The organism is Aeromicrobium sp. REDSEA-S38_B2 (assembly GCF_001628525.1).
In the GTDB taxonomy this organism is placed as follows: domain Bacteria; phylum Actinomycetota; class Actinomycetes; order Propionibacteriales; family Nocardioidaceae; genus Aeromicrobium; species Aeromicrobium erythreum.
The window spans coordinates 16,302-31,331 of the sequence record NZ_LUNH01000042.1; the positions used below are offsets into that span (position 1 = coordinate 16,302).

General features: G+C 69.5%; 14 protein-coding genes and 1 riboswitch. Of the genes, 8 read left to right on the forward strand and 6 right to left on the reverse strand.

Annotation, left to right across the window (positions count from 1 at the left end):
* Positions 1 to 118: 118 nt before the first annotated feature.
* From ctaC to A6Q81_RS10135, 4 genes are read left to right on the forward strand one after another with little or no spacing between them, the layout of a single operon-like run.
* The gene (gene ctaC, locus A6Q81_RS10120) at positions 119 to 967 is read left to right on the forward strand and encodes an aa3-type cytochrome oxidase subunit II (protein WP_067858374.1); all 849 of its coding nucleotides are present in this window, start codon (positions 119 to 121) and stop codon (positions 965 to 967) included.
* Positions 967 to 2,724 (forward strand): aa3-type cytochrome oxidase subunit I, encoded by a 1,758-nt coding sequence (gene ctaD / locus A6Q81_RS10125; RefSeq protein WP_502692814.1) that lies wholly within the window; start codon positions 967 to 969, stop codon positions 2,722 to 2,724. Before ctaC ends, ctaD begins: the two co-directional genes overlap by 1 nt.
* 3 nt (positions 2,725 to 2,727) lie before the next feature.
* The gene (locus tag A6Q81_RS10130; RefSeq protein ID WP_317698907.1) at positions 2,728 to 3,132 is read left to right on the forward strand and encodes a cytochrome c oxidase subunit 4; all 405 of its coding nucleotides are present in this window, start codon (positions 2,728 to 2,730) and stop codon (positions 3,130 to 3,132) included.
* 39 nt (positions 3,133 to 3,171) lie between these two features.
* Positions 3,172 to 4,353 (forward strand): L,D-transpeptidase, encoded by a 1,182-nt coding sequence (locus A6Q81_RS10135; RefSeq protein ID WP_236749720.1) that lies wholly within the window; start codon positions 3,172 to 3,174, stop codon positions 4,351 to 4,353.
* 554 nt (positions 4,354 to 4,907) lie between these two features.
* Here A6Q81_RS10135 and qcrB read toward each other — a convergent pair.
* From qcrB to ctaE, 4 genes are all read right to left on the reverse strand, one after another.
* The gene (qcrB, locus tag A6Q81_RS10140; RefSeq protein ID WP_067858368.1) at positions 4,908 to 6,611 is read right to left on the reverse strand and encodes a cytochrome bc1 complex cytochrome b subunit; all 1,704 of its coding nucleotides are present in this window, start codon (positions 6,609 to 6,611) and stop codon (positions 4,908 to 4,910) included.
* Positions 6,608 to 7,675 carry a cytochrome bc1 complex Rieske iron-sulfur subunit gene (gene qcrA / locus A6Q81_RS10145; protein WP_253025780.1) on the reverse strand — a complete coding sequence of 356 codons (1,068 nt, stop codon included), beginning with the start codon at positions 7,673 to 7,675 and terminating at the stop codon, positions 6,608 to 6,610. Before qcrA ends, qcrB begins: the two co-directional genes overlap by 4 nt.
* 5 nt (positions 7,676 to 7,680) lie before the next feature.
* A complete protein-coding gene (qcrC, locus tag A6Q81_RS10150) occupies positions 7,681 to 8,511 on the reverse strand; it encodes a cytochrome bc1 complex diheme cytochrome c subunit (RefSeq protein WP_286690365.1) in 831 nt (276 codons plus the stop codon).
* A gap of 96 nt (positions 8,512 to 8,607) precedes the next feature.
* Positions 8,608 to 9,246 (reverse strand): aa3-type cytochrome oxidase subunit III, encoded by a 639-nt coding sequence (ctaE, locus tag A6Q81_RS10155; RefSeq protein WP_470207139.1) that lies wholly within the window; start codon positions 9,244 to 9,246, stop codon positions 8,608 to 8,610.
* Positions 9,247 to 9,270: 24 nt separating this feature from the next.
* Between ctaE and A6Q81_RS10160 the strand changes: the two genes are divergently transcribed.
* Together A6Q81_RS10160 and trpD are read left to right on the forward strand one after the other, a co-directional pair.
* Entirely contained in the window at positions 9,271 to 9,681 is a 411-nt protein-coding gene (locus A6Q81_RS10160; protein ID WP_417863350.1) for a response regulator, read from the forward strand.
* On the forward strand, positions 9,678 to 10,724 hold the full coding sequence (gene trpD, locus A6Q81_RS10165) for an anthranilate phosphoribosyltransferase (protein WP_067858360.1): 1,047 nt from the start codon (positions 9,678 to 9,680) through the stop codon (positions 10,722 to 10,724). Before A6Q81_RS10160 ends, trpD begins: the two co-directional genes overlap by 4 nt.
* Before the next feature lie 12 nt (positions 10,725 to 10,736).
* On the opposite strand, the gene A6Q81_RS10170 is transcribed toward trpD, so the two are convergent.
* A complete protein-coding gene (locus A6Q81_RS10170) occupies positions 10,737 to 11,012 on the reverse strand; it encodes an Lrp/AsnC family transcriptional regulator (protein WP_067858357.1) in 276 nt (91 codons plus the stop codon).
* On the reverse strand, positions 11,009 to 12,748 hold the full coding sequence (locus tag A6Q81_RS10175) for a DEDD exonuclease domain-containing protein (protein WP_067858354.1): 1,740 nt from the start codon (positions 12,746 to 12,748) through the stop codon (positions 11,009 to 11,011). The genes A6Q81_RS10170 and A6Q81_RS10175 overlap by 4 nt, the downstream gene beginning before the upstream one ends.
* A gap of 804 nt (positions 12,749 to 13,552) precedes the next feature.
* Here A6Q81_RS10175 and A6Q81_RS10180 point away from each other — a divergent pair.
* Positions 13,553 to 13,774, forward strand: a complete 222-nt coding sequence (locus A6Q81_RS10180) for a hypothetical protein (protein WP_067858351.1) — start codon at positions 13,553 to 13,555, stop codon at positions 13,772 to 13,774.
* Positions 13,775 to 13,869: 95 nt separating this feature from the next.
* A riboswitch (cyclic di-AMP (ydaO/yuaA leader) is annotated at positions 13,870 to 14,033 on the forward strand.
* Positions 14,034 to 14,057: 24 nt separating this feature from the next.
* Entirely contained in the window at positions 14,058 to 15,023 is a 966-nt protein-coding gene (locus tag A6Q81_RS10185) for a C40 family peptidase (RefSeq protein ID WP_067858348.1), read from the forward strand.
* Positions 15,024 to 15,030 lie beyond the last annotated feature (7 nt).

Below are 15,030 nucleotides of genomic sequence, written 5' to 3' on the forward strand. Positions count from 1 at the left end.
GTCCCCGACACGGGTCGGGGCAAGGGTGCCCTTACCTGCTCGACGAGGGACGAGTGAGGGTACTGTGAACAGGTCATCGCATGAGTGGTGTGGACAAGAAAGGCGCCTCGTGGGTCGGATGAAGCTGGCGGCTGCTGTCGTCGTCGCAGTTCTCCTGAGTGGTTGCTCGCCCGTCGCGGACCACGACATCAAGCGCCTCGCGCTTCCTGTCGCCGCCAGTGACCGGTCGCAGCCCGTGTGGGACCTGTGGCTCGGCGCCTGGATCGCCGTGCTGGTCGTGTTCGTGCTCGTCTTCGGGCTCATCGTCTACGCCTCCGTGCGCTACCGCCGTCGCAGCGACGACGAGGTGCCCACGCAGGTGCGCTACAACCTGCCGCTCGAGGCGCTGTACACGATCGCCCCGGTGATCGTCGTCGCGGTGTTCTTCTTCCACACCGTCACGAGCCAGAACGAGGTGCTCAAGGAGGTCGAGAACCCCGACCACACGATCGAGGTCGTGGGCTCGAAGTGGCAGTGGGCCTTCAACTACCTCGACGAGGACGCCACGCAGGGCGAGGACGTGTACGACTTCGGCACGCCCGACCAGCCCGCCGAGCTGTGGCTGCCGAAGGGCGAGTCGGTGCGCTTCAACCTGCGCAGCCCCGACGTGATCCACTCCTTCTGGATCCCGGAGTTCTACTTCAAGATGGACGTCGTCCCCGGGCGTGACAACACGTTCGACATGACGCCGACGCGCGAGGGCACGTTCACCGGACGTTGCGCCGAGCTGTGCGGGCTGTACCACTCGCGGATGATCTTCAAGGTCAACGTGGTCTCGCCCGAGGAGTACGAGGCCCACCTCCAGGACCTCGTGAGGATCGGTCAGATCGGTGCCCCCGCGGGCCAGAAGGAGGCCGACGCCGTCGCCGGTCTGCGCGGTGCCGACACGGAGGACGACCAGGACGTCCAGGACGGAGCGGGTAACTGATGGCCACCACTGCGGCATTCGACGACGGTCGGGAGACCACCACCGTCCGTCGTGAGACGACGCTCGGCCAGAAGGTCGTCACGATCATGACGACCACCGATCACAAGGTGATCGGCAACATGTACCTGGCCACGTCGTTCATCTTCTTCCTGATCGGCGGCGTGCTCGCGCTGGCGATCCGCGCGAACCTCATGCAGCCCGGCTCGAACCTGCTGTCGGACGAGGCCTACAACCAGGCCTTCACGATGCACGGCACGATCATGCTGCTCATGTTCGCGACGCCGCTGTTCTTCGGCTTCGGCAACGCGATCATGCCGCTGCAGATCGGCGCGCCCGACGTCGCGTTCCCGCGTCTGAACATGTTCAGCTACTGGCTGTACCTGTTCGGCTCCACCATCGTCGTCTCGGGCCTGTTCGTGCCCGGCGGCGCGGCGAGCTTCGGCTGGTTCGCGTACGCCCCGCTCTCGGACGGCGTCAACTCGCCCGGCATCGGCGGTGACCTGTGGGTCATGGGTCTGTGGATGTCGGGTCTGGGCACGATCCTCGGTGCCGTCAACTTCATCACGACGATCTTCTGCATGCGCGTGCCCGGCATGACGATGTTCCGCATGCCGATCTTCGTGTGGAACACGCTGGTGACCAGCCTGCTGGTGCTCATCGCGTTCCCGATCTTCGCCGCCGCGCTCCTGACGCTGGCCGCGGACCGCATGCTCGGGGCCCACGTGTTCGACGCCGCGAACGGCGGCCCGATCCTGTGGCAGCACCTGTTCTGGTTCTTCGGGCACCCCGAGGTGTACATCATCGCGCTGCCGTTCTTCGGCATCGTCTCGGAGATCTTCCCGGTCTTCAGCCGTAAGCCGATCTTCGGGTACACCGGATTGGTCTATGCGACACTGGCGATTTCAGCTCTGTCGATCGCGGTGTGGGCTCACCACATGTTTGTCACAGGGGCGGTCGACCTGCCGTTCTTCTCCGGCATGACGTTCCTGATCGCGGTGCCCACGGGCGTGAAGTTCTTCAACTGGATCGGCACGATCTGGGGCGGGAGCATCTCCTTCGACACCCCCATGGTGTTCTCGCTGGGCTTCCTCGTGACCTTCCTCTTCGGTGGTCTGACGGGCGTCATCCTGGCGTCGCCGACGCTGGACTTCCCGCTCTCGGACTCCTACTTCGTCGTGGCGCACTTCCACTACGTCGTCTTCGGCACCGTGGTGTTCGCGATGTTCGCCGGCTTCTACTACTGGTGGCCGAAGCTCACCGGGCGGATGCTCGACGAGAAGCTCGGCAAGATCCACTTCTGGCTGCTGTTCATCGGCTTCCACATGACCTTCCTCGTCCAGCACTGGCTGGGTGTCGAGGGCATGCCGCGCCGCTACGCCGACTACGGCCCGAACGACGGCTTCACGACGCTGAACGAGATCTCCTCGATCGGTGCCTTCCTGCTCGGTGCCTCGACCCTGCCGTTCCTGTGGAACGTGTGGAAGTCGCGCAAGAGCCCGCTGGTCAAGCTCGACGACCCGTGGGGCTGGGGCCGCTCGCTGGAGTGGGCCACGAGCTCGCCCCCGCCGCGGCACAACTTCCACTCCCTGCCTCGGGTCCGCAGCGAGAGCCCTGCGTTCGACCTGCACCACCCGGAGATCGCGGAGCTGGAGCTGCTGCACAACCCGGACGAGGGCGGCCTCTTCGCCGACGCGCCGAACACGAACGGCAAGGGTGCGGCCATCAAGGACGCCAAGCAGCAGAAGGACGGTGAGTGAGCGATGAAGGGCATGAAGGCCGAGTACTGGGTCATCATCTCCTGCGGGATCTTCTTCGTCTTCATCGCGCCCGTGTACTGGGTGCTGACGGAGGACCCGACGGGCACCACGGCGCTCGTCATGACGTTCCTGCTGTGCGCGCTGCTGGGCTTCTATCTGTACGTCGTCGCCAAGCAGATCCCGGCACGTCCGGAGGACCTCGACGACGCCGAGATCGCCGACGGCGCCGGTGAGCTGGGCTTCTTCCCGCCGTACAGCTGGTGGCCGCTCTACTGCGCCCTGGCGCTCGCGACGATCGTCCTGGGCGTCGTCGTCGGCTGGTGGCTGTTCATCATCGGCGCCACCATCGGCGCGGTGACGGTCTGCGGCTGGGTCTACGAGTACTACCGGGGCGTGCACGCCCACTGACTGGTCGGTGCGTTCGTGCTCACCGCGTAGGATGACGCGGTGAGCACGACGAACCGTTCCCTGCGCCTGCTGATGGGTGCTGTCCTCCTGGTGACCCTGGGCGCCTGCACGGCCGCCCGGTCCGAGCAGCCGTCGGCTTCGCCGACGCAGCAGCCGGCCACGGTGAGTGCGAACGTCGAGGACCAGGCGTCCGACGTCCCCGTCGACACGGTCGTCTCGGTCGAGGTGCAGCACGGCACCGTCACCGAGGCGTCGTTGACGTCGTCGGACGGCAAGCAGGTCGTCAAGGGCGAGGGCGGCGACGGTCGCTGGGCAGCCACGTCGCGGCTCGAGCCCGGCACCGCGTACACGCTGACCGCGCAGGCGGAGGGCACCGACGGGAAGCCGGCGAAGCTGGTGCGCACCTTCACGACGCGGGCCTTGACGCTGGACCAGCAGACGTACCCCGCGGTCGCTCCGCTGGCGAACGAGACGGTGGGCGTGGGCATGCCGGTCATCGTCACGTTCGACGTGCCCGTGGAGAACAAGAAGCTGTTCGAGCAGCACATGCACGTCACGTCCACCCCGAAGGTCGAGGGTGCCTGGCACTGGATGAGCGACACGGTCGTGCACTACCGGCCGAAGGAGTTCTGGCCTGCGGGCACCAAGGTGTCGGTCGACCTCGACCTGAACAGCCTGCCCGCCGGCAACGGCGTGTACGGCCAGCAGGACCAGCACGTGCCGTTCACGGTCGGACGTCGCATCGTGTCGACAGTCGACGTCGCCCGGCACACGCTGACGATGAACATCGACGGCCGCGACGTGCGCACCATCCCGGTCTCGACCGGCAAGCCGGGTCACGAGACCCGCGGCGGCACGAAGGTCATCATGGAGAAGTTCGCGTCGGTCGACATGGACGCCGCGTCGACCGGCGTCTCGGAGTCCGACCCCGACTACTACGACATCAGCGACGTCCGGTGGGCGATGCGAGTGACGAACTCCGGCGAGTTTCTCCACGCCGCGCCGTGGTCGGTCGGCTCCCAGGGCCGGGAGAACGTGAGCCACGGCTGCGTCGGCATGAGCACCGCCGACGCCCAGTGGATCTACGACCAGTCGCGCCGCGGCGACGTCGTGAAGTTCGTCAACAGCGGCCGCTCCCTCGAGCAGAACAACGGCTGGACCGACTGGAACACCCGCTGGAGCGACTGGGTCCAGGGCTCCGCCCTCAAGCGCGCCTCCTGAGGCTTCTGCCCCGCCGGGCGGGGGAGGAGTGGCGGGCTTTTGGTGCGCCGGCGCGTCCTACGGGCCCGTGGGGCGGCTGAGGACTCGTCCTGCGGCTGCGTCGGCGCGGGTCGTCGTGGGTGTGGTCTCCGCAAAGGCCTCGACCGGGCAGCTGGGCGGCGCGCTGGTCCGGGGTCTTGGGCTGCGGGTCGCGCTCGGGGTGGACGCAAGAATCTGCGTTCTCGCCCGCTTAGCGGTAGGTCTGCCGCCGAATCACCCGTCGGGGGTAGGTCTGCCGCCTTTCCGAGCGCTGTAGAGGCGGTGGATCTACCGCTGAGGTGGGCTGTCGTGGCAGGGACGCAGAATCCTGCGTCCCACGAGAGCCACAGCCCGAGAATCAGAGCCACCTCGCCGCCCAGCCGCCCGGTCGAGGCCCTTGCGGAGACCAGACCCAGCACGAGCTGAAGCAGCGCACCAGCAGAGGTCGGACCCCCCTCGCAGCAGCGCACCAGCAGGGGAGGGGACGAAGAAGGGCCCCGGAATACTCCGGGGCCCTTCGTCGTGCGTGCGGTCGGTCAGTGCGACTTCGGGATGCCGGTCTCCGACACGCCCTGGAAGTCCTCACCGAGGTGCACGGGGTGGCCCTCGATCTCGGCCAGGTGCTCGTCGGCGTGCTCGACCTCGGCCAGCGTCGGCTTGTCGATCGCACCCTTGTAGTAGAACGAGCGCACCCGGTGGCGGACCTTCGCGACCCGGCCGTGCGGCAGCGCGACACCGTTCTCGTCCGTCTCGGCCGGAGCCTCGAGGGCCGGGAGACGGTCGTGCGCGGTGAGGCGGTACTGCTCCGTGACCGGGAGCGGGGCGTGACGCTCCGCGTAGCTGCCGTCGGGCGAACGCTCGATGACACCGGTCTCGTAGCCGTGCAGGATCTTGTTCTGGTCGGCGCGCTGCAGACCGATGCAGATCCGTCGCGTGATGATGAACGCGATCACCGGGAACAGGAAGATGCCGATCCGGAAGATGTGCGTCAGCGCGTTGATGCTCAGGTGGAACTGCGTGGCGATGATGTCGTTGCCGCCGGCAGCCCAGCCGACACCGTAGAACGTCATGCCGGCCACGCCGAGACCCGTGCGGGTCGGGGCGTTGCGCGGACGCTCCAGCAGGTGGTGCTCACGCTGGTCGCCGGTCACCCAGCGCTCCACGAACGGCCACAGGGCGAGGACCGTGAACAGCAGGCCCAGTCCACCGACACCCGGGATGAAGACGTTCCAGCTCCAGGTGTGGCCGAGGAAGGTGCTCTCCCAGTTCGGCATGATGCGCACGAGACCCTCGGAGAAGCCCATGTACCAGTCGGGCTGCGAGCCGGCCGTGACCTCCGACGGGTTGTACGGACCGTACGCCCACACCGGGTTGATCTGCACCAGCGCGCCCATGAGGGCGGTGAAGCCGAAGACGACGAAGAAGAAGCCGCCGGCCTTCGCCGCGTACACGGGGAGCATCGGGTAGCCGACGACGTTGTCGTTCGTGCGTCCGGCGCCCGGCCACTGCGTGTGCTTGTGGTAGACGAGCAGCAGCATGTGCGCGGCGATCAGGCCGAGCAGCAGGGCCGGGATCAGCAGGATGTGCGCCATGTACAGGCGGGGGATGATCTCCTCGCCCGGGAACTCGCCGCCGAAGATGAAGAACTCCAGGTAGGAGCCGACGAGCGGGATCGAGCGGATCAGGCCGTCGACGAAGCGCAGGCCCGTGCCCGAGAGCAGGTCGTCGGGAAGCGAGTAGCCGGCGAAGCCCTCGACCATGCCGAGCGCCAGCAGGCCGACACCGATGAGCCAGTTGATCTCACGCGGCTTGCGGTACGCACCCGTGAAGAAGATGCGCAGCATGTGGGCGAGCATCGCGCCCACGAACAGCGCCGCCGCCCAGTGGTGGATCTGCCGCATGAGCAGACCGCCGCGGATGTCGAAGGAGATGTGCAACGTCGAGGCGTAGGCCTGCGACATCTCCAGCCCACGGAACGGGGCGTAGGAGCCGTCGTAGACGACCTCGGACATGCTCGGCTGGAACCAGAACGTCAGGAAGACGCCGGTGAGCAGCAGCACGACGAAGCTCCACAGGGCGATCTCGCCGAGCATGAACGACCAGTGCTCCGGGAAGACCTTGCGCAGGTTCTTCTTCGCCACCCCGGCCAGTCCGAGGCGGTCGTCGAGCCAGCCGACGGGACCAGCGGCCTTCTTGCCGAAGCCCGTGTCCTCGACCGGCGTGTAGGTGTCAGTGCTCATGACTCACCATCCAGTCTCTTCTGGTCGCGCGCAAGCTCGGGATAGCTCGGCGCCACGATCTCGGGGAAGTCGCTCATCGCGATGATGTAGCCCTCGGAGTCCACGCCGAGCGGCAGCTGCGGCAGTGGACGGTGGGCGGGGCCGAAGATGACCTTGCCGTTGTCGGCGAGATCGAACGTCGACTGGTGGCAGGGGCACAGCAGGTGGTGCGTCTGCTGCTCCCACAGCGAGATCGGGCAGCCGACGTGCGTGCAGATCTTGGAGTAGCAGAGGATGCCGTCGATGCCCCAGTTCTCGCGACCCTCGGAGGGCGTGATGTCCTCCGGGCGCATGCGCACGACGATGATGGCGGCCTTCGACTTGGCTGCGAGGAGCTCGTGGCCGTGGACCTCGGCCTCCTCCTCGCCCTCGGCGGGGAAGAAGACGGCCGGCTCGGCGTTGATGAGCTGACCGACCTCGATCTCCTCGGGGCGGATGGGCAGGCCCGAGACGTCGTTGACGACGCGCATGCCCTTCTTCCAGACCGTCTCGTCCTGGCCGTGGGGGAGCGGGCCGAGGTCGCGCAGCAGCACGACCGACGGGACCGCCAGCGCGCCCACGGAGAGGAAGAGGCTGTTGCGGATGAGCGGTCGACGACCGACACCCGACTCCTGCAGACCGGCGTTGATGTCGGCCATGACGGCCTCGCGGTCCTCGGCGGAGGAGCGGGCCGGGTGACGCATCTCGACCATCTCGTGGTCGCCCATGAGCTTCTTGGCCCACTGGATGATCCCGACGCCGATCAGCAGCAGACCGCCTCCGAGCGTCGCGCCGAGGGCGAAGTTCGACGCGGACCAGTTGAGGAACGTCTGGTCGGAGTCGATCGCGAAGTAGGAGACGGCGAACAGCACGAACAGCAGCGCCGCCACGGTGAACATGCCGGAGATCTGACGCTCGGCGCGGCGCTCCTGCGCCGGGTCGACGTCGGTGGGACGCCACTGGTGCGGCTGCAGGCCCGGGTCCTGCACCGGCTCGGTGCGGACGGGGGTGCTGCTGCTGTCGTGGGACTGGATCTCGTCACTCATCTCGTTCAGGCCTTCTTCTTCTTCGATCGCGCTCCGTGGGCACCGATCCAGATCGCGAAGCCGATCAGACCGCCGATGCCGAGGACCCAGACGAACACGCCGTCGACGACCGGGCCGAGGCCGCCGCCGCCGAGGCCGCCGTAGTTCGGCTGCTCCTGGACGCGCTTGATGTAGGCGATGACGTTGCGCTTGTCCTCAGGGGTGATGAGGTCGTCGTTGAAGACCGGCATCTGCTGCGGACCGGTGACCATGGCCTCGTAGATGTGCTTGGCGCTGACGCCCTTGAGCGTCGGGGCGTAGCGGCCGTTGGGCAGCGCGCCGCCGGCGCCGACGGAGTTGTGGCAGGCGGTGCAGTTGGTGCGGAAGAACTCGCCGCCCTCACGCAGGCCCTCGACGTCGACGTCCTTGTAGTTCAGGTACTCCTCGGCCGGGATGGCCGGGCCGGGCGCCAGCGACGCGATGTACGCGGACAGCTGGCGGGTCTCCTCGGCGTCGTACTCGGGTGCCTTGCGCGGTGCCTGCGGAGCGCTCTGCGCCATCGGCATGCGGCCGGTGCCGACCTGGAAGTCGACGGCAGCGGCGCCGACGCCGATCAGCGACGGACCGTAGTTGCCGCCGTCCTTCGTCGTGATGCCCTCGGCGTTCTGCCCGTGGCAGCTGGCGCAGCCGATGAGGAAGAGCTCGCGCCCCGCCTCGACGTCGCGTGCCGTGTACTGCTCCGCCTGGGCGGGCTTCGGGGCGAGCGCGGACCAGAGCCCGGCAGCGGCCACGAGACCGAGCACCAGGACGACGAGTCCGGCGAGGGGGTGACTGCGTCGTGTCGACAGGGTGCGCACCGAGAACCTCATTCCTGTCAGGGGTAACCAGCGTACCTAGCGTTCTGCCAGGTCCGCAGGCTTAGGTTGGCCTAACGCCGAGCCGTGCGGCAGGCGTCAGCGGATCAGGTAGATGGTCGCGAACAGGGCGACCCAGACGATGTCGACGAAGTGCCAGTAGTACGACACGACGATCGCGGAGATGGCCTGCTCGTGCGTGAAGCGGCGGGCGACGAACGTGCGGCCGATCACCAGCAGGAAGGCCAGCAGACCACCGACGACGTGGATGCCGTGGAAGCCGGTGGCGAGGTAGAAGAGGGAGCCGTAGGCCGAGGACGGGATGGTCACGCCCTCGTGGACGAGCTCGGCGTACTCGAAGGCCTGGCCGCCGATGAAGATCGCGCCCATGACGTAGGTGAGCACGAACCACTCGCGCATGCCCCACTTGCGGAACTGCAGCAGCGTCCCGGTGCGTCCGGGACGGCCGCGCTCGGCCGCGAAGACGCCGAACTGGCAGGTCAGCGACGACAGCACGAGGATCGAGGTGTTGACGGCCGCGAACGGCACGTTCAGCAGCTGCGTCTCCTGGTCCCAGAGCGCCGGCGTGACGTTCTTGACGGTGAAGTACGCGGCGAAGAGGCCGGCGAAGAACATCAGCTCGCTGGAGAGCCAGACGATCGTGCCCACCGTCACCATGGAGGGACGCCCCTCGGTGCCGTGGAGTCGGGACGCGGGGATCACGGAAGTAGTGGCCACGCGCTCATTATGTACGATTCCCACGTGACCGAGCGCAGCAGGTTCCGAGTCCTGGTCTACAGCGACGACCGAGACGTGCGGAACGCCGTCATGGCAGCGCTGGGCACGCGCCCGCACCCCGACCTCCCCGAGGTCGAGTTCGTCGAGTGCGCGACGGAGCCGGTCGTCTGGCAGTACCTCGACGACGCCCGTCGTCGTCCGGACCTCGTCGTCCTCGACGGCGAGTCGACGCCCGTCGGCGGACTCGGCGTGGCGCGGCAGATGAAGGACGAGATCTTCCAGGCGCCGCCGGTGCTCGTGCTGACCGGCCGCCCGCAGGACGCCTGGCTCGCGACCTGGTCGCGCGCCGACGCCGCCGTGTCCCACCCGATCGACCCGCTGCGGCTCGCCGAGGTCTTCGTCGACCTCGCGCGCTCCGTGCTGCAGCCGGGGTGAGCGCGCGCACCTGGCCCGACGTGCTCGACGAGCTCGTCGGAGGCCGCGACCTGGACTCCGGGTCGACCGCGTGGGCGATGGCGGCGATCCTCGAGGGCGAGAGCACGCCGGCGCAGATCGCCGCGTTCGCGGTGGCGCTGCGCGCGAAGGGCATCTCCCAGGCCGAGCTGCAGGGACTCGTCGACGCGCTGCTGTCGCACGCCGTCCTCGTCGACGTCCCCGGCCGGGTGGTCGACATCGTCGGCACGGGTGGCGACCGGGCCAAGACGGTCAACATCTCGTCCATGTCGGCCGTCACGGCGGCCGGTGCGGGCGCCCCCGTCGTCAAGCACGGCAACCGCGCCGCGTCGAGCCAGAGCGGCACCGCCGACGTGTTCCAGGTGCTGGGCGTGCGGCTCGACGTGCGGGCCGCGTCGGTGCCGGCGGTGCTCGAGCGCGCCGGCATCACCTTCTGCTTCGCCCCGCTGTTCCACCCGGGGCTGCGCTTCACCGGCCCGCCGCGGCGCGAGATCGGCATCGCCACCCCGTTCAACGTCCTCGGCCCGCTGGTCAACCCCGCGCGTCCGCAGGCGTCGGCGGTCGGGTGCTCCGACCTGCGCACGGCACCGCTCATGGCGCAGGTCTTCGCCGACCGCGGCGACGACGCGTTCGTCTTCCGTGGCGACGACGGTCTCGACGAGATCACCACGACGACCACCACCCGCGTGTGGACGGTCGTGGGCGCCGGCGTCGTGGAGGAGGTGCTCGACCCGCGCGAGCTCGGGTTCTCGCTGTCGTCCCCCGAGGCGCTGCGCGGCGGCGACCCCGTGCACAACGCCGACGTGTTCCGCCGGATCCTCGACGGCGAGGTCTCGCCCGTCCGCGACGCCGTGCTGCTGAACGCGGGTGCTGCCCTCGCGGCCTACGACGGCGGCAGCGGACCGCTGCTGGAACGCCTGGCTGCAGGTGTCGAGCGGGCGCGGGCGTCGATCGACTCCGGGGCCGCGCGCGACGTGCTGGCCCGCTGGTCCGCTGTCACGCAGGAGCTGGCACCGACCGACTGAGCAGCCGTCGGCTCAGAGCCCGATGCTGAACGCGTCCTCGAGGTCGTGCCGGCTGAAGGTCTGGAACGCGATCTGCGTCTGCGTCGACAGCACGCCGTCGACCTTGTTGAGCCGGTCGGCGACGACCGCGGAGACGTCGTCGATCCGCGGCACCCGCACCATCGCGACGAGGTCGAGGTCGCCCGTGACGGAGTACACCTCGCTCACCCCGTCGAGGTCGGCGATCTGCGCGGCGGTCTCGGACAGCCGGGACACCTCGGCCTGGATGAAGACGATGGCGGTGATCACGCCGACAGCCTAGACCGCGTGGCGCGCTGGTCGTCGGACTCCGTCGGGAGGGCGGCGACGTGCCGGGCCGCGCCGGCCGTCGGGACCTGCCACGACCCGCGCACCATGCGCACGCCCGGGGACTCGAGCCAGCGCAGGAGCGTCTCGGTCTCCTCGACCGACGCCGCCGGCGCCGGATGGGTGCCGTTGCCGGGCGTGGGCACGTCCTCGGCGGTGGCGAGCAGCGTGTCGACCCAGGCGGCGGGGTGCACGTGCCGGGGGAGCAGGCCGGCGGCGGCGAGCCGGCCGTGACGCACGACGTGCACCTCCCAGCCCTTCTCCGCCGGTGCGGCCGCCACGAGCTCGGCGACGTCGGTGAGCTGCCGCAGCCGCTGGGTGCGGTCGACGGCCCGCAGCGACGCGGCCAACCGGTCGCGCACCTGCGCCGCCTCCTCGTAGCGCTGCTGCGCCCCGAGCTCGCCCATGCGGGCGCGCAGCCGCTCGACGACCTCGGCGGGGTCGCCCGTGAGCGCGGCGTCGAGGCGGGCGACCTCGGTGGCGTAGACGTCGGGGTCGAGGTCGCCGGTGCAGGGCGCGAGGCAGCGTCCGAGGTCGGCCAGGGCGCACGTGCTGCCCCGCGGTCGACGGCCCATGCGGGTGGTGCACTGACGCACCTGGAACGTCTCGTGCAGCGCGGCCAGGGCCAGCTCGCCCTGGCTGCGGTGGCCGAAGGGACCCACGTACACGGCGTCGTCGTCGAGCACGCGACGCACCATCGACAGCCGCGGCCAGGGCTCGCGGGTCAGCTTGATCCACGACTGGCGCTCGGGGAAGCGCGACCGTCGGTTGTACGGGGGGCGGTGCGCGGCGATGAGCCGCAGCTCGCGCACCCGCGCCTCGAGCGCGGTGGCGCAGACGACGGCGTCGACGCGCTCGGCGAGCTTGACCATCTCGCCCATCCGGGTGCGCGTCTCCGCGGCGGTGAAGTAGCTGCCGACCCGCTTGCGCAGGTCGCGCGACGTGCCGACGTAGAGCACGTCGTCGCGCGCGTCGCGGAAGAGGTAGACCCCCGGCTCGTGCGGCAGGTGCTGCGCGAGGTGACGCTTGCGTCGCTGCTCGGGCGTCACCTTCGAGGTGAACGTGACCGCGTCCTCGAGGGTGTGCACGCCGAGCGAGCCGAGCCGCTCGAACAGCCCGTGCAGCACGTCGACGGTGGCGCGGGCGTCGTGCAGGGCCCGGTGGTCGGGGGTCGTGCCGGCACCGAAGTGCGCGGCGAGCGTCGAGAGCTTCACGTTGCGCACCTCCTCGCGCAGCAGTGCCCGCCGCGCGAGCACGGCGGTGTCGAGCACCTCGAACCGCGGCCACGGGATGCCCAGCTCGCGGGCGTTGTGCTTGAGGAAGCCGACGTCGAAGGGCGCGTTGTGCGCCACCAGCACGCTGCCCGCCGCGAGCTCGAGGAAGCTGGGCAGCGCCTCGGCGATCCGCGGGGCCTGCACCACCATCGCGTCGGTGATGCCCGTGAGCACCGTGATGAACGCAGGGATGCTCTCCTCGGGGTTCACGAGCGTCTGCAGCTCGCCCAACACCTCGCCACCGCGCACCTTGACCGCGCCGATCTCCGTGATGCGCGCCCCCGCCTTCGGCGACCCGCCCGTCGTCTCGAGGTCGACCACGCAGAACGTGACGTCGCTCAACGGCCGCCCCAGCTCCTCGAAGCTGGCCTGGTGGTGCACGGGTCGCGTGGGCTGGCTGGTCACGGAGGTGACCGTAGGCGTGGGGTCGGACAGAGTCGGGGCTCCTGGGGGACGGGGGGCGTCCTGCGGCTGCGTCGGTGCGGCTTCTCTCTCGACCTGCGGCTGCGTCGGTGCGGGTTCTCTCTCGGGTGGGGCTGCGCCGGTGCGGCTTCTCGTCGACCTGCGCTCCGAAAGGGCCTCGACCGGGCGGCTGGGTGCGACGGCGGCTCGGGTTCTCGGGCTGTGGCTCCCGTTGGGGGCGCAAGATTCTGCGTTTGCGCGGGCCATCGGTGGACCTGCAACCTTCTGAGCGCTCTATAGGTGGCAGATCCACCACTGAGGGGGCCAGACGTCGCAGAGGTTCTCCCTTCTCGTGGACCGTGCCACGAGAAGGGAGAAGCGCTGCCCACCCCACCCCCGAGGGCACCCAAGATTCTTCGTTCGCGCGTGGAAGTCGAACGCTTCTACGTTGGTGACGGGATCCCGTAGCAAACGCAGAAGCCTTGGAGTCCCAACGCACGAACGCAGATTCTTGTGTCCAATGGAGGCCACAGCCCGAGAACCAGAGCCGCCGCCCGCCCAGCCGCCCGGTCGAGGCCTTTCGGAGACCATACCCAGCGCCAACCGAGGCAGCGCACCAGCAGGACGAGACCCCCGCGGCAGCGCACCAGCAGGACGAGACCCCCGCGGCAGCGCACCAGCACGACGAGACCCACCGCGGCAGCGCGCCAGCAGGTCGAGACCCGCCGCAGACAGCGCCGCAGCCCGGCGCACGGCGCACGAAGCACGCAGGGGTTTCTGTCGGGACCGCTGTCTAGCGTCGTGGGCATGAACAGTGAATCCGTCGTCATCGACTGCGACAGCTGCCTGGTGCGCAGTGCCAGCGCGTGCGGCGACTGCGTGGTGAGCGTCCTGCTCGGGGGGCCGCCGCAGGGGGTGGAGGTGGCGCCGGAGGAGATGGCGGCGCTCACGGCCCTCGCCGACGAGGGGCTCGTCCCGCCGCTGCGGCTCGTGACCCCGCTGTCGGGCCCCGACGTGCAGGCAGGGTGACGCGGCTCGCCGTGGGAACCCCTCCTCGACGCGACCCCCCGTCGGCTAGACTCGGCCTCTGTGCGACCGGAGCATGCTGCTCACCCTGAGCGGCATCGGACGCACCGCCGAACTGGCCCGGACGTGGGGAAGACGTCCAGGCCGGACCGGGGAACCATGTTCCTGGGGTGAATCGTGGCGCCGTCCCGCACGGCGTCGCGTAGGGCAGACCTTGGCCCGAACCCGTCAGCTCACCCGGTAGGCGACGAGGACACTGGAGAGAGCACACGTGCACCGACGAGGCATGCCCCGGACGACCCGCACCCATCGCACCGCCGCCGCGGTCGCCGTCCTGACGGTCGGAGCGACGCTCGGCGTCGTCGGCCCCGCGCAGGCCGACCGCGTCACCCCCGCCGACGTCGAGAAGGCGTTCCACGAGGCCGAGGTCGCGAACGAGCAGGCCAACCAGCTCGAGGAGGACGTCAAGGAGGCGCGCGCCGAGATCGCCGACCTCGACGCCGACATCGCCGACCAGCTCGCCGTGTACGAGCGTCAGCGCAAGGCGCTCGGCGCGTCCGTCGTGCAGCAGCAGCTCGACAACCCGCTCGGCCCGACCGCGAGCCTCTTCGGCAGCAAGGACCCGCAGCAGTTCCTCGAGGGCCTCGGCGCCGTCCAGGCCCTCAACAGCACCCGCGCCGACGCCGTCGAGGCGTTCGCCGCCACCGCGCAGGAGCTCAAGAACCGGCGCACGCTGCTCAAGGAGCGCAAGGCCGAGCTCGACCGCGACCGCGATCGTGCCGACGCGAAGCGCGACGAGATCGAGAGCCGCTATCAAGAGGCGAAGACGGCCCTGTCGCGGCTGTCCGCCCCGCAGCAGAAGACGCTCACGAAGAGCGACACGACTGTCGACTTCACGGTCGAGGCCAGCGGCCGCGGCGCTGCCGCCATCCAGTTCGCGATGGCCCAGCTCGGCAAGCCGTACATCTACGGTGGCGTCGGCCCCGACGGCTACGACTGCTCGGGCCTGGTCATGAAGTCCTTCGAGGCCGCTGGCGCGTCGCTGCCACGCGTCGTCGGGCCGCAGTACCAGGCCTCGCAGCCCGTGCCGATCAGCCAGGTCCAGCCCGGCGACATCGTCTTCTTCCCCGACATGTCGCACGACGGCATCTACCTCGGCGACGGCAAGGTCATCCACGCACCGCGTCCGGGCAAGACGGTCGAGATCACGACGCTCTCCATCGGCTTCACCATGGCCGGCCGCGTCGGCTGACCCTGCG

Coding starts and splice junctions, on each gene's coding strand:
- qcrA (WP_253025780.1), bottom strand. CDS start 7,675: ATGAGTGACGAGATCCAGTCCCACGACAGCAGCAGCACCCCCGTCCGC.
- ctaC (WP_067858374.1), top strand. CDS start 119: ATGAAGCTGGCGGCTGCTGTCGTCGTCGCAGTTCTCCTGAGTGGTTGC.
- qcrB (WP_067858368.1), bottom strand. CDS start 6,611: ATGAGCACTGACACCTACACGCCGGTCGAGGACACGGGCTTCGGCAAG.
- ctaD (WP_502692814.1), top strand. CDS start 967: ATGGCCACCACTGCGGCATTCGACGACGGTCGGGAGACCACCACCGTC.
- A6Q81_RS10180 (WP_067858351.1), top strand. CDS start 13,553: ATGAACAGTGAATCCGTCGTCATCGACTGCGACAGCTGCCTGGTGCGC.
- A6Q81_RS10130 (WP_317698907.1), top strand. CDS start 2,728: ATGAAGGGCATGAAGGCCGAGTACTGGGTCATCATCTCCTGCGGGATC.
- A6Q81_RS10185 (WP_067858348.1), top strand. CDS start 14,058: ATGCCCCGGACGACCCGCACCCATCGCACCGCCGCCGCGGTCGCCGTC.